The sequence below is a fragment of the Treponema bryantii genome, assembly GCF_036492245.1.
In the GTDB taxonomy this organism is placed as follows: domain Bacteria; phylum Spirochaetota; class Spirochaetia; order Treponematales; family Treponemataceae; genus Treponema_D; species Treponema_D bryantii_C.
In genome coordinates this window covers 1452295-1478099 of the sequence record NZ_AP025286.1, presented here as the reverse complement: position 1 = coordinate 1478099, position 25805 = coordinate 1452295, and the positions used below count along the sequence as shown (strand labels likewise).

Here is a 25805-nt window from a genome sequence, read left to right as displayed (position 1 = left end):
CTATGGTCTGAGTGCATCTGGATGATCTTTGTACCATTGTTCACGAAATTCTGGATCCCAGGTGTTTTCTATTTGCCACAAAGCATGCACATTTGTAGACCAATTAATTGTAAGAAAATACCAATCTCCATTTGGATGATAAGTGATTGATTCAACTTCTTCATTTTCTGGTATTGTATAATATATTAGATTACTATCTTTTCGATCAAACAATCTAATGTATTTCTTCTTTTGATTTAAGGTACATATATATTTCTTTGTTTCATATGCTGTAGTCCCCCATTGATATCTTATACCATCTATATATACATTTAATATAGAATATATTTTTACTCTAAAAAGTTCTTCTCCATCATTATTAATATAAAATGCATCTGTATAATTTCCTATTAAAATATTACTTCCTATAGTTTGAAATGTATGAAGATGTGTATTCGTTTTTATGTCTATTATCTTTTTAATCTGATATTTATCATCTATATTACTAATTCATATTATTCAACTACTTTAAAACTTCATAACTTCCGTTTATAATAAGACTATGACTTATCTAGCGAAAATTGGAGAACTTACTCTTAAAGGTTCTAATATTCAGGAATTTGAAAATCTTTTAAAACATAATGCAGCAAAATATCTGGAAGGCACTGGTGCAAAAATAGCGCTTCGTGCAGGACGTCTTTATATTGATTGCGAAGAAGATTCTGCTGAAAAAGTAGAATTTACACTTAATCATCTTATTGGAATTACCGGCTGGGCTAAGGCTGAAGTTTGCGAAAAGACTATTGAAGATATCAGTCGTGCCGTTTTTGAAATTGCTAAAATGGAAGCTGAACGCGGATGCAAGACATTTAAAATTGACGCCCGCCGTGCAGACAAAAGTTTTCCAATGAACTCTTATGAAATCTGCTGTGAAGCTGCAGGTGATGTTGAAGCAATAATGAAGGTTGATGTTCATCATCCTGATACTATTATTTATGTTGAAGTTCGAGAACGCTGTTTTGTTTATACTGATTCTAATACAGGCTGCCGCGGACTTCCTGTTGGCTGCAGCGGAAAAGGACTTTTGCTTTTGAGCGGTGGATTGGACTCTCCTGTTGCGGGTTACCGTATGCTTCGCCGCGGTATGAAAATTGAATGCTGTTATTTCCATTCTTATCCATATACATCTGAAGAAGCAAAGCAGAAGGTTGTTACACTTGCACAGAAGCTTGCTTATTACGGAATCACAACTTATCTGAACGTTATTCCTTTTACAGATGTTCAGATGAAGATTAAGGAAAAAGCACCGGAAGCGTGGTCAACTCTTATGCTCCGTGTCTGCATGATGAAGCTTGCTAATCGTCTTGCTCACCGCTGTAACGCTAAATGTATCATCACAGGTGAAAGTGTTGGTCAGGTTGCAAGTCAGACTATTGAAAACATGACAGTTACCGAGCATTTTGCTGAACTTCCACTTCTCCGCCCTCTCTGCGGTATGGATAAGGAAGAAATCATCAAAGATTCATATTTTATTGATACTTATGAGACTTCAATTCTTCCATATGAAGACTGCTGTGTATTGTTCAGCCCAAGACATCCTGTTTTAAGAGGTACTGCAGAACAGGCCGAAGAGATTTACAACTCGCTTGAAGTTGATGAGTTGATTGAGAAGTCTTATAAGGAACGGGAAATAATTAAACTTACAGTGAACGGAGAGCCTGTAAAAAAGACCGATTAACTATGAAAGCAGCTGATAAACAACTAATTTATACACTTCTCAAAACTGCAGATGCTTATGAATGCGGATATACACGGGAGAAATTTGCTGCAGAGCCTGTATTTACAGACGATGCAGTAACTCCACAACAAGAAATGACTGTCGAGCCAATCCCGACAATGACAGATAGTTCTGCGAATGCAACTTCTGGTCTTACAATCGAAGAACTCAATGCAAAGATTCTTCGCTGTACACGTTGTGGACTTGCACGCACACGTAACAATGTTGTTCCTGGTATGGGTGTTCAGACTCCAGATGTTCTTGTAATTGGAGAAGGTCCTGGACATGACGAGGATATGCAGGGGCTGCCTTTCGTAGGAAAAGCCGGTATCTTGTTAGACCGAATGCTTGCTGCAATCGGACTGGATCGTAAAACTAACTGTTATATTGCTAACATTGTAAAATGCCGTCCACCAGAGAATCGTAATCCTCTTCCAGATGAACAATCTGCCTGCTTCAGTTTCCTTGAGACTCAGATTCATATTCTCAAGCCAAAGATGATTCTTTGTATGGGTAAAATTGCAATCGAAAAAATTACAGGTCAGAGTATTTCAATAAATGCTCAGCATGGTGAATTCTTTGATTATAACGGAATCCCGGTTATGCCAACTTATCATCCGAGTGCCTTGCTTCGTAATGAACAGCTTAAACGCCCGGCATGGGAAGACCTGAAACTTTTCAAAAAACGCTTAGACGAAATAAATAATAATTAACGGCAGGTAGTTAATGCAGTATCTCGAAATCATACTGAATCTGCCTGTTAATCAGGGCTTTACATACTCTTATATTCCTCCAGAAAAAGAAAAACCTGAACTTATTCCTGCAATCGGAAAACGTGCAGAAATTATGTTCGGTAACAAGAAGACACAGGGATTCATCATTAATATCAACGACAAATTACCGGAAAACTGTCCTGTTGGTCCTGAAAAAATCCGGCCGATAAAACGCGTAATAGATAAAGAACCTCTTTTTGGAAAAGAACTGATTGAAATGGCTCACTGGCTTTCACGCTATTATCTTTGTACGCTTGGAGAAGCTGTTTTTTCAATGATTCCAAGTGGACGCCGAGAAACAAGTGCAGGCGGCTTTGGTTTTGAAGAAGAAGTTGGTGAGAAAAAGAAGAATGAGTTGTCACCTGAGCAATCAAAGGCGGTTGAGGAGATTCTTAGTGCAAGTGGATTGCTTCGCTCCGCTCGCAATGACGGAGGCGGACTTTTCCATTACCTTTACGGCCCGACGGGCTCTGGTAAAACTGAAGTGTTTCTTTCACTTGCAGAAAAGATTCTTGAAATGGGAAAAGGTGTTATTTACCTTGTACCGGAAATTGGACTTACGGGTCAGGTTGTAAAAGCAGTAGCAGACCGGTTTGGAAATACTGCCGCGGTGCTTCATTCAGGACTCACTCCTTCTCAGCGGCTTTCTGAATGGCATAGAATCATGCACAGGGAAGCCCGCGTAATTGTTGGTGCCCGTTCGGCGGTTTTTGCTCCGGTTCCTGATCTTGGACTTATTATTATTGATGAAGAACATGACGGCTCTTATAAATCCGGTAACAATCCACGATATCATGCAAGACAGGTTGCTATGCACCGCTGTTCTACACTTAAGATTCCGCTTCTTATGGGAAGTGCTACCCCAAGTGTTGAAGCCTGGTATGGAATGCAGGGCGGCTCAATTGTAAGACACCGTCTCACAAAACGTTTAGCCGGCGGAGAGATGCCTCACATTTCCTGTATAGATCTTTCATATTACCCTAATGACGGCTGTATTTCTAAACCTCTTGAAGATGAAATAAATAAAACACTCGCACAGAAACATCAGACAATTTTGTTTTTAAACCGCCGCGGCTTCACTCACTTTTTCCGCTGCAATCAATGCGGATATGAATTAAAATGCAAAAACTGTTCTGTACCACTAACCTATCATAAAATTGAAAACAGACTCCGCTGTCATTATTGCGGATGGTCAATATATCCACCGGAAAGCTGCCCACAGTGCGGTTCACTCGACATTGGAAGTTCTGGTTTTGGAACAGAATATATAGAAGCTGAAACACGTGCAAAGTTTCCGAATGCCCGTATTCTCCGTCTGGACACCGATGTCCTCAAAAATAAAGACGAACTCTTAACTTCCCTTGAAGATTTCCGACAGGGCAAATACGATATTCTGCTTGGAACACAGATGGTTGCTAAGGGACTAAACTTCCCTAACCTTCAGCTGGTTGGAGTTATTCTTGCAGATGCCGGACTCCATATGCCGGACTTCAGGGCCGGAGAGAGAACATTCTCTTTGATTACTCAGGTTGCAGGACGAGCCGGCCGGTATTTCCCGGACGGAAAAGTTATTGTTCAAACCTACAGCCCGGGTAAAGGTCCTGTACTTTATGCCTGCCAGAGCCGTATAGAAGATTTTTACGGAAGTGAACTTGCAGAACGCGAGATGCTCGACTTCCCTCCTTTCAGCCGACTGCTCCGACTTGTTTTCAGAAGCTTTAATAAATCACTTGCAGCACAGACTGCAGCAGATGCAGTAAAGATTCTCGAAGAAGGTGCTCCGCGTGGGATGGAAATTATTGGTCCTGCAGAATGTCCTATTGAGAAAATCAATTCTTCCTGGAGATATCAGATTTTATTAAAAGGCGGTTCAATCATTCCGCTTCAGAATGCAGCGCGTAAACTGCTTTTTGATTACACACATAATCAGAATGTTTATATTGAATATGATGTGGATCCGGTAAGCCTTCTGTAATTAAACATGTCGGCGGATTCCGTCGAACTTGATTTCATACAAAAATAAACCGGTCGGTGGTGCTGTTACTCCGGCAACTTTACGGTCTTTTGCTTCCAGAATTTTTTTCATTGAATCTTCAGCGGCATTTGTTTTATCAAGATTTACAAGAGTTCCTGTAAGTGTTCTGACCATCTTCCACAGAAAAGCATTAGCTTCAATCTGAAAAACAAGCAGGTCATTTCCCCAGCGGTCTTTCTGTATAAAAAACTTTGCATCATCTATATAGCGGTTATTTGAAACACTATCATCACCACTTGCAGCAAAAGAAGAACAGTCCAGTTCTCCCCTCAGACATTCGCAGTATTTATTCAGTCTCTCAAGATTCGGTGTATAATTTTTCACAAGCCAGGTAAAGCGCATATTATCAGAAGCCGTAGTATCTCCAAAAGAAATAAAATAGCGATATACACGGCTTGTTGCAGATTTACGTGCACTGAAATCTTCCGGGACTTCACGGGCAGCCATTATCCTTACATCTGATGGCAAAAATGCATTCAAAGCCCTTACATAATTTTCTGCCGGCATTGAATCGACCGGAGAATAAAAATTTGCAGCCTGCCCTACAGCATGTACACCGCTGTCTGTTCTGCCGGAACCGTAAAGAGTAGTTTTTTCTTTGTGGATTTTTTCAAGAGCCTTTTCTATTTCGCCCTGAACTGTACGTTCTGCTTCACCGCCGCTTACAGCATCATCCTGACGCTGCCAGCCACAAAAGTCTGTACCATCATATGAAATAGTTAGAAGTATATTGCGCATTTAGAACTCATCATCATTAACTAACTTTGAAAGATTATCATAGAGGTTTCGAGCATGTTCAAGCAATGGGCCAGGTTTACTCTTAGAAGATTTTCCCAAACCAAAAATACGTGCAATTGCCGTTTTTGATTCGCTGAGTTTCTTCAACCTCATCTGAATATCTTCCTGCTGACCATACTTATATTCAAGAAGACCGCAAAGATAAATTACTCCATCCCAGCCGTAGTTCTTATCAATATCAGGGCCCATATTATTTAAAGTAGAACTCTTTTCTATTCGTTCAGTTTCGTTTATAACAGCCTGCTGATAGAAGAACAAAGCTTTACTATAGAACATTTTCGAAATTAAATCATAATTATGATCTGCACAACGCTGGTTGATTTCTGCTGTGAGCCAGGCAAGTCTCAATGTAATAATTGCTTTTTTCATTGTTGGCAAAGCATAAGGTCCCATATCATCATAAGTCATGAGTGCAAGATAATACATTGCAGTACCATCAAAAAGAGAACGCTCATGCTTTAGATTATAATAAGGAAATATTTCTTCGCAGGCTTTATGACGTTTTTCTGAATGTTCAAAAAGTTTATCTGCATCATCTGGATCAATTTTTTCAGTAAAATCATTCCAGAAAAGTGCTGTATGACAGTTAGGACAAACACCAATTTCATAAATCAGAGGATAGATCCGGCCGAATTTTGCTGACGGCTCATAAATACGATGAAGCTCTTCTGTAAGTCCACCGGCAATCATACGACCATTACCGCTTCGCATTACTTCTCGTTCAAAGGCTTTTTTGCAGACAGGACAACTTACCTTATCTTTAGACCAGTAGGAAATACCAACTTTTTTTTCTGGTCCGCCTTTTTTTGATGTAGCCATTTTATCCCCCTGTTTAATCTATTTTTTTTCTAATATTACAAAAGCAACCGCATATTCTTTTTCATGACTAAGACTTACGAATGCATTACATTCTCCAAGTCTTTCCTTGAGCAAAGAAAGCGCTGCCCCTTCAATATTCAACTCTGGCTTACCTTCACTGTTGTTTATTATATAAACATCTTTCAGATTAAAGCCTATAATTCCTGTTCCAAGAGCTTTTGAAAAGGCCTCTTTTGCAGCAAACCTGACAGCATAGTGCTGACATTTTGCAGAATCAGACTTTGCAGATGAACGTTCCTTTTCATTAAAAAAACGTTCTATCATTTCGGGATTTTTCACCCATTTTTCAAAGCGTTTTACTTCAGCAATATCAGTTCCAATTCCTGCAATCATTACTGAACTCCAGCTTCGTCTGCAGAATTTGCTGCAGCTTCCTCTGATTCAGCTTTTTTTTCAGATTTTTTTATAACTGTTACGGTTATTTCTTCATCTGATTTTTCTACAAGCTGCAGATTTGCAGGTAGTACATATCTGAGAGGAATTTCATATTCGCCAGGTTCAGTTACATCTTTTAGATTCAACTGAACGGCATGCTTTGAAAGTATATAGTTTTCCAATACAGGCATTGTTCCGGAAAGCTTAATCATAACAGAAGGAAGTTCATCTTTAATTTCGAGAGAATCATCCAGATTAAAGATTTCAATTGGAATACCCTGGAAAGTTCGTTCCATTGCCTGAGGTTTAATTGTAACTTCAGCTTTAAATGGCCCTTCATCAAGAACTGTAAGAAGTTTATTTAATTTTTGGTATGAAGTTTCTGTAGAGAAATTGATTTCTGCATTAGATACGTTCAGACGGGTTGTATAAATCTGCTCAGTTGCATTTACCACTGATTCAGGGCCTGCAATTTCAACTGTTGAAGGACTCATTGAAATTGAATCAATTTCATAACCATGCGCAACTTCACCTACAACTGACGGAACAATCGGAACATATTTGATTGCCTTTTTATCTACATCAATTGTAATAGAATCATCTTTCAGTTTTACTTCAAAAGGATCATAAGCCATAAGGCTTTCTGAAAGAGTGATTTTTACAGGAATCTTATAAGTACCCTTTTGTGTAATTGTATCAAGACAAATTGAAGCAGAAATATCAGATGGAAGAACTGACTTAATTGTTTCTTCTCCGGCTCTCACCACAACAGAAACAGAACCTGGAGTATTTCCCATATGCATTACAATTCCATTCTCAATAATCTCAAGTGGAACAACGATAGTTTTTGAATCAATCATAGAGGCCTGATGAAAGAAATACAGGAAGATAGCAATAATAAGACAGATTACCTTAGCAGGCCACTTGTCGAGGATTTTATCGCGCAAATGTTTTGTGTTCATCTACAGTATCCTCCAGTACCTGAGCTTCAGAAGTGATTTCAAGAAGATTTTCAAGAATCTTTCGAACTTCTTCTATTGTAAGGTCGTAATTAAGCTTTGAATCATAAGCAAGACTAAGTGCACCAGTCTCTTCAGAAACAACGAGTACAACTGCATCAGAAACTTCTGAAAGACCAAGGGCTGCACGGTGACGTGTACCGAAAGTCTTTTTGATTGTGTAATTTTCTGAAGTTGGCAGGAAGCATCCGGCAGCAATAAGTTTTCCGCCCTGAATAAAGCAGGCTCCATCATGAAGAGAGGTATCCTTACCAAAAATTGTCATAAGAAGACTTGAAGAAAGATCCGCATTCAAACGGGTTCCTGTCTGAATGTGATTTTCCATTGGAGTATGGCGCATAAAAACGGCAAGCATACCGCGTCTCTGCTGAGAAAGCATTTCAGCGGCAATCAAAACGGCATCAACATAAGTATGTTTTGATCGGGTACCAAAAGCAAACCAGCCATTCTGTCCGATTCTGATAAATAATTTACGGATTTCCGGCTGGAAAACAAGGGCAAACCCAATTATGAGTGCCGGTGCAATTATGTTCATTAACCAGAGGATTGTCTGAAGTTTTAAGAGAACTGCAACACCATAAACGATTACAACGATCAGAAGTGATTTAAGCATCTGAACGCCGTTTGTTTTTGAGATAAAATCGTATGCCTTAAACAGAATGAATGTCATGACAGCTATATCGAGGAACGGCCGTATGAAATCATAAAGATATAAGATTCTGTCAAAACCTAACATATCTATAAGTATACAACACTATTGAAGATTTTTCATCACATTTAACGTATCAATTGCAGAAGAAACATCGTGTACACGGATTATTTTTGCGCCCTTTTGAACTGATATCATATCTGCAGCAAGGGTACCTGCCAGACGGTCTTCTGCGGCACGACCTGTCATGTCACCGATACAGCGTTTTCGGGAAAGAGCCATAAGAACCGGATAACGGTTACCGCAAAGAGCAGCTGGTTCTTTTATGAGTGCAAGATTCTGTTCTGTTGTTTTTCCAAAGCCAATACCGGGGTCAACGATGATTTTATCTGATGAAACACCGTTAGAAACACAGAATACAACCCGCTGTCCTAGAAAGTTAGAAACTTCTTCTATTGAACCTGGACCTGTATGCATGAGGATTACTGAAGCTCCGGTTTTGGCAATATATTCTGCAGCTTCTATTGAAGGTTCAGCAGCAGCGGCTGCGGTCCCATCTGAGTTTGCTGCGGTCTGTGTTCCGCTAAGTGCGGTTACGTCATTCCAGATGTCGGCTCCAGCAGCAAAGGCGGCACGGAAAACTGTAAATTTATTTGTATCTATAGAAATTGGGATTGAAGATTCTCGACGTACGGCTTCGATAACCGGCATAATGCGGCTGATTTCTTCTTCGGCAGTTACGGGGGTATAACCAGGACGCGTTGATTCGCCGCCGATGTCTAAGATGTCGGCGCCTTCTTCTATGAGACGGAGCGCACGGTCGACGCCGCCACGGCTATCTGGATAGAATGAATCTGGTGTAACATTTACGATTCCCATTACGAATGCGGGCCGTTCTGTTGCGGCGCGCTTTAAGCCAAACTTTAGTTGTAACATTCCTTTACCGCCTTTTTGATGTGAGACGGCGAAAGACCTGCCATCTCAAGAACTTCTTCACGTGAGCCATGACTAAAGAATTTATCTTCAAAGCCAAGAACACGTGTATTTTTCATTCCATTTTCGGCAAGAAGTCCTGCCAGATATTCACCCATTCCACCGGCAATTACACCATCTTCAACAAAAACAACGCCATCATAACGACTTGCCATTTCAATAAAATAGGTTTCATCAAAAGGTTTAATAAAGCGAAGAAGATATACATCTGCATATCCGCCATCAAGCAGAACTGCACGAACAGCCTTCTGTACCTCGGAATACATTCCGCCTGTAGCTGTAATCAAAATCTTCTTTTTCTTTTTTTCTAGTTCAGCTTCACTTATATTTTCAATAACAAATTCTGTACAAGGAATTAAGATGCCTCGTCCAAGTTCAACTGGCTGACTCATCTGAGGAACTTCTGTAGGACATGTCAGTTTAGGGTATCTGATTATAACAGAGGTTCCCTTATCTACTGCCCATTCAAAGCAAAGTTTTAAATCTGCTGCACTACAGACGGTCATCAATTCAAGTTCTGGAATTGGACGGAAAAGCGCTATATCATAAATTCCCTGATGAGTAACTCCATCAGCAGGAACAGCACCGGCACGATCAAGTATAAAAACTGAATGTGCTTTCTGAAGTGCTATATCATGCACCATCTGATCTACGGCTCTCTGTATAAATGTAGAATAGATACAGGTAACAGGAACTTTACCGCCTTTTGCGAGACCTCCTGCAAAAGTAACTGCATGCTCTTCTGCAATTCCAACATCAAAAAAACGATCCGGAAATCTGTGAGAAAAAGCAGAAAGCCCTGTACCTTTTGCCATGGCAGCTGTAATTGCAACAATATCTTTGTTTTTTTCGCCTTCTTCACACATCAAATTACTGAAGGCTTCTGTAAAACTCTGAGCATCAAACTTTTCTACGGTACCATCACTAATCTGGAATGGTCCAATACCATGAAATAATTCCGGATTATTTTCTGCCGGACTATAGCCTCTTCCTTTTTTTGTAACTACATGTACTACAACAGGACGATGAAGCTGACTTACACGACGCAACTGTTTTTCAAGGGCAGCTTCGTTGTGTCCATCAAGAGGACCAACATATTCAAAGCCTAAATCAACAAAAAGATTGTTTGTAAGCAAAAGGCCTTTGACAGCTCTTTTTACGCGAAAAATAAATTTCTCAAGAGGACGTCCGATATATGGTATTTTATCAATTGCTTTATCAACACGATAACGGAAGGTCTGATAACCGGCTGTCATTGTAAGACGACTGAGATAACGGGATACAGAGCCTGTGTTATGGTCAATTGACATCTGATTATCATTCAAAATTACAATAAGATTTTTTGAAAGCTGACCGGCGTGAGAAAGACCTTCAAAAGCCATTCCACCTGTAAGTGCACCGTCACCAATAACTGCTATAACCTTTCCCTTTTCACCATTTAATTCACGTGCTGTAAGAAGTCCAAGAGCTGAAGATATTGAAGTTGATGAGTGTCCGTTTATAAAATAGTCATGAACACTTTCGTTTTTATTTGTGAAACCGGAAAGTCCTCCAGCTTTTCGGAGGCTTGGAAACTCTTCATAACGGCCAGTAAGAAGCTTATGTGTATAACACTGATGGCTTACATCCCAGACAATTGCATCTTCGGGACTGTTGAAAACGCGATGAAGCGCAATTGTAAGTTCAACAACTCCAAGATTACTTGCAAGGTGACCGCCATTTTTTCCAACAACATTTATTATAGTAGTACGGATTTCTGAAGCGAGTTGCTTGAGTTCTTTTTGAGAAAGCTTTTTTATATCCTGTGGCGAATGTATTTTTGAAAGTAAAATTTTTCAACCTCTTAAAGGTGGTTTCGACAAGTTCAACCACCGCGGTGCAAAAAAAAGACCGCGTAATACGCGGTCTTTCAACACATAGTCTCGACCTAAAAACTACTTGCTCTTATGTCGATTACGTCTAAGCATCTTCTTTCGCTTATGTGTCGCCATCTTCTGGCGCTTTCTTTTCTTTCCACAAGGCACGATGGCACTCCTTAAAACTTATATAAGTTTTTATATATTGCCAAAAATCACCCTCTCTGTCAAGGGGAAGACCGACATTTTTCTAAATCAGAATATCTCATGGAGTTATCAAATAATTATCGGCAAACACTTTAACTAAGCCACACACTTTTTCAAAATCTTTTTCTGTGCCATTAAAATTTATTACTGTGTTTCCCGGAATTCCCCGAATATATGTATATTGTTTTTTTGCATATTTACAGCTGTGATGTTTAATAGCTTCTCTGATTTCATCCAGCTTATCCGCGCCAAGTAAAGATCCAACCTCATCAAACCATTCACTATAGCCGATTGCTTTAAGGCCGGGAGTATCTTTGCGATAACCTTGTTTAATCAGGGCTTTAACTTCTAATTCCAGACCATCCATAAACATCATATCTACCCTATCTCTAATACGCTGATAAAGAATATCACGGGGAGGCTCAAGTACTAAAAACAGAAAATCATACTGATTGCGTAGCTCGGGTTCAATTTTGAATTCAGTTCTTGTTTTACCGGAAAGATAATATACTTCGAGGGCACGGCAAATACGATATGCATCATTAGGATGAATTCTGGCAGCACTTTCGGGATCTATCTGTTTTAATTCCTCATATAGAACATCATTTCCTTCAGTTTTAATCCGGCTTTTCAAATTTTCCCGTAATTCAGGATCAGAGACTGGAGTTGGAGCAATTCCATATAAGAAACTTCGGATATAAAAACCAGTCCCACCACAGATAACAGGAAGTTTATGTCGTGAATATATCTCGTGGCAAGCCAGATCAGCTGCATCTATAAAATCGGATACATTAAACTGCTGTTCTGGAGAAAGAATATCAACAAGATGATGCGGGATTTCCTGGCAAAGTGCAGCATCAGGTTTGGCAGTTCCTATATCCATTCCTTTATAGACTGCCTGAGAGTCTGCACTTATTATTTCGGCGTTTAAAATAAAATGACTGCCTTGAGGTGAAAATAATTCCCTCGTTAAGGCAGTCTTTCCTGAAGCTGTAGGTGCAAAAATAACAAGAACTGGTATTTTGCCTTCTTCAGCAGGTTTGTTAGTCTTTGTGCTCAATACGGTAAGTTACTCTTTTTGTAAAAAGCTGTTTTGCAGCTGCACAAACAACCTTATCCTGATTTGCAGCGATTTCCGGGTCATCAACCTTAGCCATCTGATATGCACGAAGGCTTGCTGCAACTGTTATTTCATAGATATTTTCATCAAACTCAACTAACTGTTCCAAAGGAAAAACCATTATAGTACCCCTCAAAAGTAATAGATTATTTTAACAATTCCATGGGCTTATGTCAATTATATGTTGTAAATCATAATGCACTATAAATGATATTCCGTACCTTTCTTGCTGCAGAAGTAGTTCCTGAATCACAGCGCTGCATTGTCATTACAATTGTAATTCCTGATTCACGATCTACACTCACATAAGGTCCAAGCCAGCCATCCCAGCCAAACTCTCCTTTATTTGTAATTACATTACAATTTCCAGGATTTGCCGCAACTCTTAAAAGATTACAATAGGTGTATCCTGCAAGATGAGGCATTTTCATATCAAAACGAGTCTGAAGTGCTGGTGTAAGTCTTGCTTCTGATAAATATCTTACTGTATTTTCACTAAGGATTCGTCTTCCTTCGTAAATACCACCATTTGCAAGCATCAGTGCAAACTTCATATAATCATCAATTGTAGAACAAAGTCCCGCACCACCACTTTCAAAAGCCGGTTCATGATTCATTTTGTCCTGAATACCTAAATTGCAGTATGTAAAAAGCTCTCCGCCTGCACGGTATACCTTTGCAAGCCGGTTCTGTTTATCCTGTGGTACGTAAAAAGCAGTATCCTTCATTCCAAGAGGTTCGAATATGCGTTTTTTAAGGAAGTCACTGAACTTCATTCCGCTTGCAACCTCTATTACCGCACCAAGAATGTCAGCAGAAAGTCCATAGTTGTAGTCTGTACCAGGCTCAAAGCTGACAGGGATTTCCGAAAGACGTCGGGCTACTTCGCGGGTAGTAATCTTATTAGGGCCGTTTTCTGCCTGATCTTTATTTAATTCGGCTATCAAATCTGATGTAAGATGCTCTCCAAGAGGACAATCTTCACTCCAGGCGCCATAAGTATAGCCGCTTGTCATATTCAAAAGGTCAGAAATAAGAATATGTCTTGATACAGGACGAGGAGTTCCTTTACGACCAGGCTCAGAACATACCTTTAGTCCGCCAAATTCCGGTAAATATCGGAATACTTCCTCCGCAAAATCCAGCCGCCCCTCTTCCATAAGCACCATAGCGGCCGCCGCGGTTACAGGCTTTGTCATTGAATAAAGCCGAACAATCGTGTCGCGTGAATAAGGTTTGCCAGCCGCCACATCAGCAAGCCCAGACTCCCAGTAGCCGATTTCCTTCCCATCTTTACACACCAGAAGGTTCAGTCCGGCCGCTTCCTTTTTAGCCACAAAATCATCTAAAACAAATTGTAATTTATCGGAATTTTTAAAAATCATATTATTATCATACCATATAATTGTGGTTAGAACATCGTGGAGATTACTTATACGTAAAATTTTCCACTTATTTCCCTAAGAATCTTAATTGTATAAATGACTAATATGGAATATAATGAATTTATAATTAGTTAAAGGTTTAACTTGATTTTATAAAAACGAAACAGGAAAAAACGATATGGGAAACAAAGAACTTATTGAAAGCGGCAGTGCCGTTCTTGGAATTGAATTCGGTTCAACACGTATTAAGGCTGTACTGATTAACGACAAATATGAACCAATTGCAGGCGGTTCATATACCTGGGAAAACACCCTCGATAACGGTATCTGGACTTACCCTCTTACTCAGATTCACGAAGGTCTTCAGACCTGTTACGCAGACCTTAAAAAGGACGTTCAGGAAAAATACGGCGTAAAGATTACAAAGTTCCGTGCCGGTGGTATTTCTGCTATGATGCACGGTTACCTTGCTTTTGATAAGGACGAAAATCTTCTTGTTCCTTTCAGAACATGGCGCAATACAATTACTGGTCAAGCTTCTAAAGAGCTTTCAGACCTTTTCAATTTCCCTGTTCCAGAGCGCTGGTCTGTTTCTCACCTTTATCAGGCTATTTTGAACAAAGAGCCACATATCTCAAAGATTGAAAACGTATACACTCTCGCAGGCTACATTCACTATATGCTCACAGGCAAGAAGGTTCTTGGTGTGGGCGATGCAAGCGGTATGTTCCCTGTAAAATATGATAACGGCAAGGCTGACTACAATCCTGATTTCAAGGCTAAGTTTGAAGCTCTTGATGGCGTAAAAGCTCTCGGTCTCAAGCTTGACAATGTTTTCCCTAAGGTTTTGATGGCTGGTGAAGAGGCTGGTACTTTGACTGATTCTGGTGCTAAGTTCCTTGACCCGACAGGAGATCTTCAGACAGGTATTCCATTCTGTCCTCCAGAAGGAGATGCCGGAACTGGTATGGCTGCTACTAACTCTGTTGCCGCTAAAACAGGTAACATCAGTGCAGGTACATCAGTATTCAGCATGGTTGTTCTCGAAAAAGACCTTAAGAAAGCTTACCCTGGAATTATCGATATCGTAACTACACCTGCAGGACTTCCAGTTGCAATGGTTCACGCTAATAACTGTACAGGCGAGCACAACTACTGGATGGATTTGTTCTATGAAGTAGCAACTCTTATGTGCGGTGCAGAAAATACACCAAAAATTGGTAAGTTCTTTGATGATTTGATTGGTAAATCTCTTGAAGCTGATAAGGATTGCGGCGGACTTCTCGCATACAACTATCTCTCAGGTGAAACAATCACAGGCTTTAATTCTGGCCGCCCATTGTTTGCCCGTGCAGAAAACGCTAAGTTCAATGTTGCAAACTTTATGCGTGTTCAGATGTTCGCTTCTCTCGGAGCTCTTCGTGCAGGTATGAACATTCTTTATGATGAAGAAAAGGTTCCTGTAGAAAGCATGACAGGTGCCGGCGGATACTTTAAGACTGAAGCAGGTCTTAAATACATGGCTGCTGCAATGAAGACTTCTGTAAGCGCTATGGAAACAGCCGGTGAAGGCGGACCTTGGGGTATGGCACTGCTTGCTGCATTTGCAGCTGAAGGCAAGAAAGACCTCGGAGACTTCCTGAACAAAGAAGTATTCGGTAACTGCAAGAAGACAACTTCTGCACCAGAAGCTGAACTTGTTGAGAGTTTTAATATTTACTTTGAAAGATATATGAAAGGATTAGCAATCGAGAAAGCTGCGGTTGAAAATCTTTAATATGGATTGCCACGTCGCTACGCTTCTCGCAATGACGTCATTGCGAGCGTAGCAACGCAATTCATCATGGAGAATTAATTATGACATTTGAATCACTTAGAAACGAAGCTTACGAAGCTAATATGAAAATCCCGGAGAACCATCTTGCTCTTTATACATGGGGAAACGTTTCTGCATTTGATAAAGACAAGGGAGTATTCGCAATTAAACCTTCTGGAGTTCCATATCCAGAACTTACACCAGAATCAATGGTTATTATTGATTTAGAGGGTAAAAAAGTTGATGGTTCTTTGAATCCTTCAAGCGATACCCCTACTCACGCTGTACTATACAAGGAGTTTGCTGTAAATAAAGGCGGCGAAGTTGGTGGAATCATTCATACTCACTCAACCTGTGCTGTTGCATGGGCTCAGGCTGTTCGCTCTGTACCACTTTTTGGAACAACACACGCTGACCACATTCAGAAATCAGTTCCATGTACACCATACCTCAGCCGCGAAGCCGTTGAACGTGACTACGAAAAAGAAACTGGTCTTTTGATTGTAAAACACTTTGAAGAACTCGGTCTTAATCCAAGCGAAGTAAACATGGTTCTCTGCGGAGGCCACGGACCTTTTGCATGGGGCAAGAACGCAGACAAGGCTGTTTACAACGGAACTGTTCTTGAAGAAATCTGTAAGATGGCAATGTATACACTTCAGATTCGTCCTGATGCAACTGAGCTTCCTGATTATATTGTAAACAAACACTATATGCGTAAGCATGGACCTAACGCTTACTACGGTCAGGGTAAATAAAAATAAACTAATCCTGGCTCCCGGTCCTGATCCATAAGTCAAAAACGCGCAATATTGCGCTAGACGTTTTTTGGGGTTCAGAAACTATTATAATGCCGCTCTCGCGGCATCCCCAAAAAAAAGTCTTTTTGACTTATGTCTCACTCCCTCGCGCCAAATTCTCTGTATATTATAAAATCACCGTCATCGTATTTATTTCCCCACCGTAATCGTGTTATAATTAAGAAAAATGAACAGATCATCTTCCACCTCTGCAATAATACTCTCTTTAAAACCTCTCGGAGAAAATAATTCTTCAGTCACTCTACTCACTCCAGATAACGGTATACTTTACGCAGTTTTATACGGTGGTCCCAAAAGCCGCATGCGTTCGCTTGTTTCTCAATGGAACAGCGGTAAAGTGTGGCTTTATGAAAATCCTGAAAAAAATCAAATCAAAATAAGTGACTTTGAAGTTTCAAATTATCACACAAGCTTCAGTCAGAATCTATTTAAGTCTTATGCAGCATCACTTGCAGCAGAACTTGCCATTAAAACCCGTTGTGCCGGAAGTGCTCAGCAATGTCACCGACTAGTCAGCGGTTTTCTGGACGGAATGGAGCTTTGCGATGAAGAACAGAGCCGACTCGGGCTTCTTCGTTTTCTATGGCGATATCTGGAACTGCTTGGAATTCAGCCGCAATCACATGCCTGCAGTAACTGCGGCAAAACTTTTTTAGATACAAGGTTTGCACCTGAGGCCGTTTCCTATTATAATAGTATGGAAAACAGTTTTATCTGTCCTGATTGTGCAGACCATCTTCAAGGCGAAAATATGCTTAGTGTAAAAAATACTGCCGTACAGTATCTTTCTGCACTGACCGTTCTAACTCCTTCCGAGGCCCGCAAACTTACAATTGATGAGGAAATCTACGGACAGATTCGACAGCTGGTTTTCTTTCTGATTGAAAACAGTATAGACCAGAAATTGAACTCGATCGAAACTGGGATGGGGATTTTGTGAGAGCCGACGCTTCTATTTCTAATGATTCATCAAGATGGGTAAAAAAGCCCGTATCTAAGCAGCAGATTGAACCGCTTTGTAATTTATTTAACCTGACACCACTACAGGCTTCTGTTTTTGTGCGCAGAGGCATTACTGAAGGTAAGGAACTTCTTTATTATCTGGAAGATGATTTGCGTTTTCAGCATAATCCTTTTCTTTTTTCCGGAATGGAGGATGCGGTTGAGCGTATTCTTCAGGCAAAAGAAGAAGGCGAAAAAGTTCTGATTTACGGTGACAGTGATGTTGACGGTGTTACCAGTACAGCAATTTTATATGAAGAACTTGTAAGACAAGGAATTGATGTTCAGTGGCGACTTCCTTTAGAAGATGACGGCTATGGACTGTCTATAAAAGCAATTGATGATTTTGCCGCTCAGGACGGCACTCTGATTATTACCGTTGACTGCGGTATTTCAAACAATGATGAAATTGCTCACGCAAATGATCTTGGAATTGAAGTAATTGTTACCGATCATCATAATCCGCCGGAAGAACTTCCTGAAGCAATCATAATTCTTGACCCGAAACTTGAAGATTCACTCTACCCGTTTGACGGAATCTCAGGAGCTGCAGTTGCCTATAAACTTGTCAGTGCGCTCCGTTTTGCAGACACAGATTTTTATAATGCAGAAATCAGCCTGCTTCAGCTTTCTGAAGATACACAAAACCAGTGTTATAACGTAGACTGCATCAAAATAAAAAATCTTGTGAAAATTAAAGAGCTTCACGAAAAAATTGTTCCGGGCCAGACTTCTATTTATGATCTTAAGCTTCCTTACTTTCTGCAGGGACAGCTGATTTATTCCTGGGATTCAAGACAGACTCTGAATCTTCTTGGTCAGATTTTTGGAAGCGGAATTGAATTTAATCTGAATGATCTGCGCTCAGAAATCATTAATGTAATTCCTTCTGTAAGAAATAAAACTTCAGCTCAGATAAAGGCGCTTTCTCAGATTGCAAAATATTCAGAAGGTGACGCATCTGAACTGGAAAGCATATATAATTTGTATGTTACTTACTGTAAAAAAGTAATTGCAGCTAAAAAGCCAGAGCAGACCTTAAATGAACAGAAAGACCTTCAGCTGGTAGCTCTTGCTGCAATGGCCGACATCATGCCGATGAAAAATGAAAACCGCATTTTTGTTAAGGCCGGTATTGCATCAATAAAGAAAAACAGACCTCGACAGGGGCTTGCTGAACTTTTTAATAAGCTGAACATCAATCTGGATAGTCTTTCTTCTACAGACCTTTCCTGGAATGTAATTCCTGCAATGAATGCAGCCGGCCGTATGGGACATCCCGAGATTTCTCTCAAGCTTCTTATTTCCAGCGAAGCACGTGAACGCGAACAGCTAGCCGCTACAATTCATGATATGAACGAAGAACGAAAGGATATGGTAAGCAATTCCTTTTATAAAATTCATGATGCAGCTCAACAGAGTATTGCATTACACAACAATAAACTTTGCGTTTCTGTTGATGAAAGTATTAACAAAGGCGTTACAGGTATCCTTGCTTCCCGACTCATGCAGGATTTCAATGTTCCTACAATCACAATTACTTACGAAAATGAGGTATGTACAGGCTCAATGAGAAGCTGCCGCGGTTTCATTGCCACCAGCTTCCTGGATAATCTTGGGGACATCTTTATAAATCATGGTGGCCATAATTTTGCAGCCGGCTTCAGTTTTTATAAATCAAACCTTGAAGTTTTTCTAAAACGCGTTCAGGAAAATTCTGCAGCCGTTTATCTTGAAGAAGAAAATACCTGTATTGACGTTGATGCTGAAATTCCAGAAGAACATCTAACACCTGAAAACTTCTGCCTCATTGATATGTTTGAACCATGTGGTGCAGAAAGCCCGGAACTTGTTCTTATGACCCGTGGAATTAAACTTATCGATACAATGGTTCTTGGAAAAAAGGAACCTCGTCATCTTAAGCTGATTTTTGATACAGGAAAATATAAAATTCCTGCAATGTTCTGGGGACAGGCAGAAAGACTTAGAAAAGACATTTTAATCGGAAAAAAATATGATGTGCTTTATAATATGAGCCGAAACTATTATAACGGGACAAAATCAAATCAATTGATTATCAAAGAAATTGTTCCTTCTACAGGAGATTAAAATGAAAAAAATTCTGATTGTTATTTTCTGCTTACTTCAGTTCAGCTTTATTTTTGCAGCCAGTGCAAAATATGAATCAGAAAACTATAACCTTAACATCAGATACAATGATGTTATTACTCCAGGAGATGCAATCTTTGTAAAGATGAATATCTCTGTTCCTAAAAATCATAAAAAAACAAAAACAGAACCTGAAAAAAAAGCTACTCTTCAGCTTTTACAGGACAAAAAAGTAATTGAATCAGCTCCTTTCTATCATCTGAAAAATAAAAAGACAAACTATACAGAGATGCTCTGCGGTATTCCGGTTTCTCTGTGGCTAAAAGAAGGAAACTACAGCATTAAAGTAATTTATGCTGATTCAGATTCTGACATTAAAGAGTTTATTCTTCCTTCTAAACTTGAAATGAGAACCTTCCCGGAAGAAATCCTTAAGCTTGACGAACGTAATACAAGCATTAAAACTGATAACAGTCCTGAACGTGCAGCTCAGATTGATAAGCTGAATAATATTCTTTTTACAACAATGCCTTCAGATATCTTTTCTTTGAAAAAGTTCACAACTCCAACGGAGTCTCAGCGATATACGGCTTATTGCGGAGACCGCAGAACTTATGTTTATACAAACGGAAAATCTTCTACAAGCCTTCACTACGGAAATGACTATGGAGTTCCAACAGGAACAGAAGTACATTCCTGTGCAGCCGGAAAAGTTGTATTGGCAGAAAGCCGTATTTCAACCGGCTGGAGTGTAGTTGTTGAACATCTTCCAGGCCTTTACAGCCTTTACTATCATATGAATGAACTTTCGGTTAAAGAAGGTGATATGGTTACTCAGGGACAGCTTCTTGGAAAATCAGGAGCAACAGGTCTTGCAACAGGTCCACACCTTCACTGGGAAGTACGACTTAACGGAAGTGCTGTACGTCCTGAGTTCTTCTTAAACAACTTTACTTTTGAAGAAGACTAGAGTTCTTCTATAACGTAACCGCCATCCGCATTAAACCCGATCGAATAATATCTGTCGGGGCGGCATCCCGATAGATCAATAGAAAACCGTGACACCAAACCAAACCCCGGCACATGATATTTTCCGGTGGCAAAAACCGCAATCCTGTAAAGCAGCTTTCTCTGGCGAAGCGTTGAACCGTAACCTAAAAGCATACACTGCCCGTAATCATCGTAATATTTTTCAAGCAGAGTTCCATGTGAACGTTCCCTGCGCTCTTCGATAATTCTGTTTTTACCATAAATCCGCGAAGGGAAAATAAAATATTTTCCGTCCACACCAACACGTGCAAATTCAACAGCCAGATAAGAACCACTCCAGGAACGTTCAATAACTGCAATTTCATTTCCGTTAGAGTCTATGATAGAAAAAGTTCCGCTGACTGTACTTCCAGTAGAACCAACGCCTTCAATCTCAGAAGAAGAACCATAAATTTTGATTCTCAAGAACTCCTGCGGAATATTGGAAGGTAATGAGGTTGCAGCATTCCATGAAGAAAGATAAGTCCAGCAGGTAAAAACTATGAATGCAATTACAAAAAGTGTCAGTAAAGGAGAAAAAAGTTTAATGAAATAATTTGTCTTTTTCAAAGTACCTCAAAAAAGATCCCGAAGCTCTTCGGGATGACAGTTATTTCAAAAGTTCCAGAAACTGCATTTCATCAATAACTGGAATTCCAAGCTTTGCCGCTTTCTGATTTTTTGAAGAACCGCTGGTTGTATCGTTTGTTACCAGATAAGACAGGTCCTTTGTAACAGATGATTTTATAGAACCGCCGTTTTTCTTAACTCGCTGCTCTGCATCTGCTCTCTTCATTGTAACAAGTTCTCCGGTAAAACAAAAGGATTTTCCTGCAAGTTTTCCTTCACCAGCAGATTCAAGTTCAATCACACCAGTCTCTACAAGGTTTTGCATTTCTTCTGCATTTTCAGCAAGACCTTCAACAATTATATGTGCCATGATTTCTGCAAAACCATATACAGCTGCAATCTGTTCTTCTGTTGCAGTCAATAACTTTTCAAGGGTATTAAAGCCGGCACCAATAAGTTTTTCTGCTGAAGCCTCACCTACCCCTTCAATATCAAAAGCACCTACAAAAGTTGCAAGTCTCATACGGCGGTGATTCTGAATTGAATTGTATACCTTTTCTGCACCGAGAGATTTTTTATCTGCTTCCATACTCTCTTCATTTAAGAAATATGGAACAAGGTCTTCTACCTGAAGGCTGTAAATATCTGAAATTGACTTAAGACGCTTATCATTGAAAAGCGAAGTAATGAGAGTTTCTCCAAGATCTCGGATATCAACTACCTGCTGATATTTCAAAAGCTGATGAAGAACTCTTTTTGAACAGGCTTTATTTGGACAGAACAATCTGCTGCCTTCATCTACAAGAGGTGTTCCGCACACTTCGCAGACTTTTGGAAATTCTATTTCTGAAGTCTCAAGTCCTTTTTCTTCAACAACGCTTTCGATTTTTGGAATGATTTCACCGCGCTTTACAATGACAACATGACTTCCAATCCGAACACCAAGTTTACGCAATGTATCCGGATTTGCAAGACTTGCACGCTGAACCTTTGTTCCGTTTAATTCAACTTCATCAAAAATCGCAACAGGAGTATAGGTACCGCCGCTGATACTCCACTCAACTTCACGAAGAGTAGAAACAGATTCTTCAAGACTGAACTTAAAGGCAATCTGGCGGTCTGGCCTGTCGCGGCTTGCATCTGCAAAATTTATGGAACTTTCTTTTACAACAAGTCCGTCAATATCGTACTCAAGGTCTTTTCGCTCTTCCATTATTTTTGCACGGTAAGCAATTACGCGGTCGGGGCTTTTACAGATTACAAGTCGAACTACATTAAAACCGCAGTCCATAAGCCAGCGGATTTTTTCTTCTTCGGTATTAAAATATGATTTTCCGTCTGTAGAAAGTGCATCATAAACTATAAGTTTAAGATATTCGCTGCCCTTTCCGTCCTTGCGTTTCATAAGACCATTAGCTGCATTACGGCAGTTTGCTTTATCCGGGAAGTGAGTTTTATGAACTTCATGTGTCATAATTACTTCACCACGGATTCCGCCGGTAAAAGGTACAAGCTGTCCGTCTTTATAAATGGCAGCATTTACACCGCCCATCTTACGGGCATTGGCAGTTATATCATCACCAATAGAACCGTCACCACGAGTAACAGCTCGTTTCAGGTAGCCGCCTTCATATTGAAGTTCAAGTGAAGCGCCATCGAGTTTATATTCTACAAGATATGCGTCATAAACATGCTTTTCTGCCCAGGCTAAAAACTGTTCAGGATTAGCAGCCTTTTCCTGACTACCCATTGGCATTACATGTTGAACTTTTTCAAAGTTTCCAGAATCTGCACCAACGCGATGTAAAATAGCATTAGCAGGATCCAGCTCTTTTAATTCATCCCAGAGCTTATCAAATTCTGCATCGCTTATTTCACCTTCGCCGTCGTAATAGGATTTCTGATAACGGGTTATGAGTTGTTCGAGTTCTTTGATTCTGGATTCGGCCATTTTTAGACCTTCTCAAAATAGATTTCTGTAATGCTTCTGTCTGCTTTCAGACCTTTGCGTTCAAACTTTGTCTGTGCACGCCATGGCTGTGGCTCTGCAAATCCTTCATATTTGTTTTTAAGATGCTCAGTCTGATTTAATTCTTCAAGAGCAAATTCAGCGTAATCAATAATATCAGTTACAAAATAAAGGTATCCGCCTGGAGCAAGTTTCTGTGCAAAAAGATTTGTTCGAGGGCGCTGAACCATACGTCGTTTATGATGTCTCTTTTTAGGCCATGGGTCAGGGAAGAAAATATGAAAGCCGTTTACTGAATTATCGCCAATCATATATTCAAGAACTTCAAGAGCATCGTATTCAATAATGTAAAGATTCTTTAAGTCTTTCTTCTGGATTTCTGAAAGCACCTTACCTACACCAGGTGTGTGAACTTCAATTCCAAGATAGTTGATTTCAGGATTAGCTTCTGCGAGGGCAATAGTTGCATCACCCATTCCAAAGCCAATTTCAATTACGATAGGATTTGTATTTCCAAAAACATCAACAAAGTTCAGTTTTTTGTGTTCAAATGGAATACACCATGAAGGAGCAAGTTCATTATATGCACGCTCCTGTGCTGCAGTCATACGTCCTGCACGCAACACATAAGTTTTTACTTCTCGTCTCAAACCCGAGGGTGGGACCGCTTCCGGCTGTTCGCCGTTTTCAATTTTCTCTACAGTATTATTTTCCATATACTTTCTAGTTTCCTTCTTCTGGAGTTACGGGCTTTTCTGGAGTAACACAGATTAAATTGCCCTTATCTGCATACCATATTACCTGATAAGAAGCAGCTTCTCTATAACGGTTCCAGATAGCTCTTGTTGTTAAAAATTCTTCTGTTCTGTCACCAAAGTAAATCAGAATATGTTCCTTATCATAAACAGCAATTTTTTCTATTCCACGTTTTTTTGACATAACTTCGGGCAAAGCCGGGAGCAGTACATCATAAAACTGGACATCATATTTTACATCAACGGTTAATGAATATTCCTTTTCATCAGCATTATAGTAAGTAATCTCATAAGTTCCTACAGGAAGTTTTTCATTTTCCGGAGGAACAAGATTTGTACACCCTGCCCACTGTGTATCATCTGATTCAAGCATTGCAAGAATTTCTGTATCCCAGCACCAGCCGTTTTCAAGTGAAGTTATCTTTATTCTCTGATAGCGGCGAACCTCTGAGGCAGAATTAGCAAAAACAGAAAGTCTTGCAGAAGGCAGTGTTGTTTCATCAGAATAATCAAAAATAACTGAATAATCAGCAGATGCAACTTCCGGAAGATTTTGTGAACAGGACATAAAAAGACCTGTACACGCTGCAAGAACAAGAGAAATCAGAATGTAGATACGGGAGTGATGCTGCATAAAGATATCAGAAGTTGAAGTTCAGGTTGATGACGGTAAGGTCTGAAGCTGAGAACTGATTTACCAGAGATTCAAACTTTACATTAACTTTCTTACATGCATCATCAAGATAAGAAAGATAGTAAAGTCCAAGATCTGTTCCCTCCTGACCTTCCGGCAGCTCGCGGTAGAAGTCAATAAGGGATTTTTTATTGGTATTTGAATTCTTGGCAGACTCAATGTTGTCTTTCATTTCCTGGAATTCATCATCTTTGTTATAAAGTGTAATTGAAAGGCGGCCCTGTTTACCGATAGAGGTAGAACCACCACCGAGCTTCCATGAAAGGAATACAAGCTCATGTTTTCTCTGAAGTTCCTGTACAATCTTAGCACGTACTTCAGGATCAAAAATCAAAGCATCAATATCATCAATACCATGATACATATTTCTTGCTTCTTTTCTGATATTTGTATTTTCGTTGTTAAGGGCAAGCTCCATTACCATTACGGAAATGTATTCTGCAACTTTTGATTTGTCCATGTAAGAACTCAAAAGATTGCGGATGGCAACATACATTTCAGCGGCACCTTCATTCTTTGCAAAAAGAGTGATGATATACCAGTTCATAAGACCAAGACGGTTCATAAACTTTTCTGACATAAGAAGATAGATATTCTTTTCTTCAGAAGAGTAATCCTTATTAGTCATAATTGACTTCCAGATTGGATCAAGGATTGTACGTCTTGTATTCTGAATTGTATTTTCCTTATTCTGCAGAATTGAACGCAGCTGGCGCTCAGACATATTTGTTCTTTCATCAATAAGATGAGAAGGATTGGCACGGTTATGCTTTCTTACACATTCACACTGAATAAGTGCAGAATAAACGTCACGGTCAAACTGCTTATAAAGAAGTGAATATACGATTACCTTTGACAAATCCATTACTTCCTGGCGGGAAGAAACGAATTCTGACATAGAAATTTCGATTTTAGAAATATAATCAAGGAGAATCATGCTCTGAATCGACTGTGGAGAGAACTTATCCAGAGAGATTCCGTATTCTTCGATATTATCTGCAAGTCGGAAACGCAAGAGCTTTTTGTTATGACTTATGAAATTAGAAGCACCATCTTCGGTTAATACAACTTTTAGTGGCAGTTCCAATATGAATTTCTTATCTGATCCCATACACCCTGCTATATGCAAATCTTTTTTATATTTTTATCTATTATACACGATAGGACTTGCATTGTAAACAATAAAAATTTAAAC

Annotated in this window: 24 protein-coding genes; 8 read left to right on the top strand and 16 right to left on the bottom strand. The window is 39.7% G+C overall.

Annotated elements, in window-relative coordinates:
* On the bottom strand, positions 1 to 213 hold the full coding sequence (locus AABJ44_RS06610; protein WP_338371096.1) for a hypothetical protein: 213 nt from the start codon (positions 211 to 213) through the stop codon (positions 1 to 3).
* 328 nt (positions 214 to 541) lie between these two features.
* Here AABJ44_RS06610 and thiI point away from each other — a divergent pair, with 328 nt between their 5' ends.
* Genes thiI through priA form a run of 3 tightly spaced genes read left to right on the top strand, consistent with a single transcriptional unit; the run spans position 542 to position 4504 of the window.
* Positions 542 to 1717, top strand: coding sequence for a tRNA uracil 4-sulfurtransferase ThiI (thiI, locus tag AABJ44_RS06605; protein ID WP_338371095.1), 1176 nt, complete (start codon positions 542 to 544; stop codon positions 1715 to 1717).
* Between the two features lie 2 nt (positions 1718 to 1719).
* A complete protein-coding gene (locus AABJ44_RS06600; protein ID WP_338371094.1) occupies positions 1720 to 2469 on the top strand; it encodes a uracil-DNA glycosylase in 750 nt (249 codons plus the stop codon).
* Between the two features lie 13 nt (positions 2470 to 2482).
* Entirely contained in the window at positions 2483 to 4504 is a 2022-nt protein-coding gene (priA, locus tag AABJ44_RS06595; protein ID WP_338371093.1) for a replication restart helicase PriA, read from the top strand.
* Here priA and truA read toward each other — a convergent pair whose 3' ends face one another.
* The 10 genes from truA to AABJ44_RS06545 form a co-directional block, all read right to left on the bottom strand.
* Entirely contained in the window at positions 4505 to 5302 is a 798-nt protein-coding gene (gene truA / locus AABJ44_RS06590; RefSeq protein ID WP_338371092.1) for a tRNA pseudouridine(38-40) synthase TruA, read from the bottom strand.
* Positions 5303 to 6181 (bottom strand): DUF2225 domain-containing protein, encoded by an 879-nt coding sequence (locus tag AABJ44_RS06585; protein WP_074644751.1) that lies wholly within the window; start codon positions 6179 to 6181, stop codon positions 5303 to 5305. It lies immediately after the preceding gene.
* Between the two features lie 18 nt (positions 6182 to 6199).
* Positions 6200 to 6574, bottom strand: coding sequence for a holo-ACP synthase (locus AABJ44_RS06580; protein ID WP_338371091.1), 375 nt, complete (start codon positions 6572 to 6574; stop codon positions 6200 to 6202).
* Positions 6574 to 7578 carry a CdaR family protein gene (locus tag AABJ44_RS06575; protein ID WP_074644754.1) on the bottom strand — a complete coding sequence of 335 codons (1005 nt, stop codon included), beginning with the start codon at positions 7576 to 7578 and terminating at the stop codon, positions 6574 to 6576. Before AABJ44_RS06575 ends, AABJ44_RS06580 begins: the two co-directional genes overlap by 1 nt.
* A complete protein-coding gene (gene cdaA / locus AABJ44_RS06570; RefSeq protein WP_074644756.1) occupies positions 7553 to 8371 on the bottom strand; it encodes a diadenylate cyclase CdaA in 819 nt (272 codons plus the stop codon). The genes AABJ44_RS06575 and cdaA overlap by 26 nt, the downstream gene beginning before the upstream one ends.
* A gap of 18 nt (positions 8372 to 8389) precedes the next feature.
* The gene (folP, locus tag AABJ44_RS06565; RefSeq protein ID WP_338371090.1) at positions 8390 to 9220 is read right to left on the bottom strand and encodes a dihydropteroate synthase; all 831 of its coding nucleotides are present in this window, start codon (positions 9218 to 9220) and stop codon (positions 8390 to 8392) included.
* Positions 9208 to 11094, bottom strand: coding sequence for a 1-deoxy-D-xylulose-5-phosphate synthase (gene dxs / locus AABJ44_RS06560; RefSeq protein ID WP_338371291.1), 1887 nt, complete (start codon positions 11092 to 11094; stop codon positions 9208 to 9210). Before dxs ends, folP begins: the two co-directional genes overlap by 13 nt.
* A gap of 304 nt (positions 11095 to 11398) precedes the next feature.
* Positions 11399 to 12400: a tRNA (adenosine(37)-N6)-dimethylallyltransferase MiaA gene (miaA, locus tag AABJ44_RS06555; RefSeq protein WP_338371089.1), complete on the bottom strand. Its 1002-nt coding sequence runs from the start codon at positions 12398 to 12400 to the stop codon at positions 11399 to 11401.
* Positions 12384 to 12581, bottom strand: coding sequence for a DNA-directed RNA polymerase subunit omega (locus AABJ44_RS06550; protein WP_074644762.1), 198 nt, complete (start codon positions 12579 to 12581; stop codon positions 12384 to 12386). Before AABJ44_RS06550 ends, miaA begins: the two co-directional genes overlap by 17 nt.
* 70 nt (positions 12582 to 12651) lie before the next feature.
* The gene (locus tag AABJ44_RS06545) at positions 12652 to 13845 is read right to left on the bottom strand and encodes a serine hydrolase domain-containing protein (RefSeq protein ID WP_338371088.1); all 1194 of its coding nucleotides are present in this window, start codon (positions 13843 to 13845) and stop codon (positions 12652 to 12654) included.
* Positions 13846 to 14023: 178 nt separating this feature from the next.
* Between AABJ44_RS06545 and AABJ44_RS06540 the strand changes: the two genes are divergently transcribed.
* The 5 genes from AABJ44_RS06540 (at position 14024) to AABJ44_RS06520 (ending at position 20563) form a co-directional block, all read left to right on the top strand.
* Positions 14024 to 15622, top strand: coding sequence for a xylulokinase (locus AABJ44_RS06540; RefSeq protein WP_338371087.1), 1599 nt, complete (start codon positions 14024 to 14026; stop codon positions 15620 to 15622).
* Positions 15623 to 15702: 80 nt separating this feature from the next.
* Positions 15703 to 16419: an L-ribulose-5-phosphate 4-epimerase AraD gene (gene araD / locus AABJ44_RS06535; RefSeq protein ID WP_422100125.1), complete on the top strand. Its 717-nt coding sequence runs from the start codon at positions 15703 to 15705 to the stop codon at positions 16417 to 16419.
* Positions 16420 to 16648: 229 nt separating this feature from the next.
* Positions 16649 to 17422 carry a DNA repair protein RecO gene (gene recO, locus AABJ44_RS06530; RefSeq protein ID WP_338371086.1) on the top strand — a complete coding sequence of 258 codons (774 nt, stop codon included), beginning with the start codon at positions 16649 to 16651 and terminating at the stop codon, positions 17420 to 17422.
* On the top strand, positions 17419 to 19593 hold the full coding sequence (gene recJ / locus AABJ44_RS06525) for a single-stranded-DNA-specific exonuclease RecJ (protein WP_338371085.1): 2175 nt from the start codon (positions 17419 to 17421) through the stop codon (positions 19591 to 19593). The genes recO and recJ overlap by 4 nt, the downstream gene beginning before the upstream one ends.
* Before the next feature lies 1 nt (position 19594).
* Entirely contained in the window at positions 19595 to 20563 is a 969-nt protein-coding gene (locus AABJ44_RS06520) for a M23 family metallopeptidase (protein WP_338371084.1), read from the top strand.
* On the opposite strand, the gene AABJ44_RS06515 is transcribed toward AABJ44_RS06520, so the two are convergent.
* From AABJ44_RS06515 to AABJ44_RS06495, 5 genes are all read right to left on the bottom strand, one after another.
* Positions 20560 to 21192 carry a hypothetical protein gene (locus tag AABJ44_RS06515; RefSeq protein ID WP_338371083.1) on the bottom strand — a complete coding sequence of 211 codons (633 nt, stop codon included), beginning with the start codon at positions 21190 to 21192 and terminating at the stop codon, positions 20560 to 20562. The genes AABJ44_RS06520 and AABJ44_RS06515 overlap by 4 nt on opposite strands.
* 40 nt (positions 21193 to 21232) lie before the next feature.
* Positions 21233 to 23143 carry an NAD-dependent DNA ligase LigA gene (gene ligA / locus AABJ44_RS06510; RefSeq protein WP_338371082.1) on the bottom strand — a complete coding sequence of 637 codons (1911 nt, stop codon included), beginning with the start codon at positions 23141 to 23143 and terminating at the stop codon, positions 21233 to 21235.
* A 2-nt stretch (positions 23144 to 23145) separates the two neighbouring features.
* Complete coding sequence (gene trmB / locus AABJ44_RS06505) at positions 23146 to 23769, bottom strand: tRNA (guanosine(46)-N7)-methyltransferase TrmB (RefSeq protein WP_256210456.1); 624 nt, start codon at positions 23767 to 23769, stop codon at positions 23146 to 23148.
* A gap of 115 nt (positions 23770 to 23884) precedes the next feature.
* Positions 23885 to 24550 (bottom strand): hypothetical protein, encoded by a 666-nt coding sequence (locus tag AABJ44_RS06500; protein WP_338371081.1) that lies wholly within the window; start codon positions 24548 to 24550, stop codon positions 23885 to 23887.
* Positions 24551 to 24557: 7 nt separating this feature from the next.
* Entirely contained in the window at positions 24558 to 25721 is a 1164-nt protein-coding gene (locus AABJ44_RS06495; RefSeq protein ID WP_074644778.1) for a DUF8084 family protein, read from the bottom strand.
* Positions 25722 to 25805 lie beyond the last annotated feature (84 nt).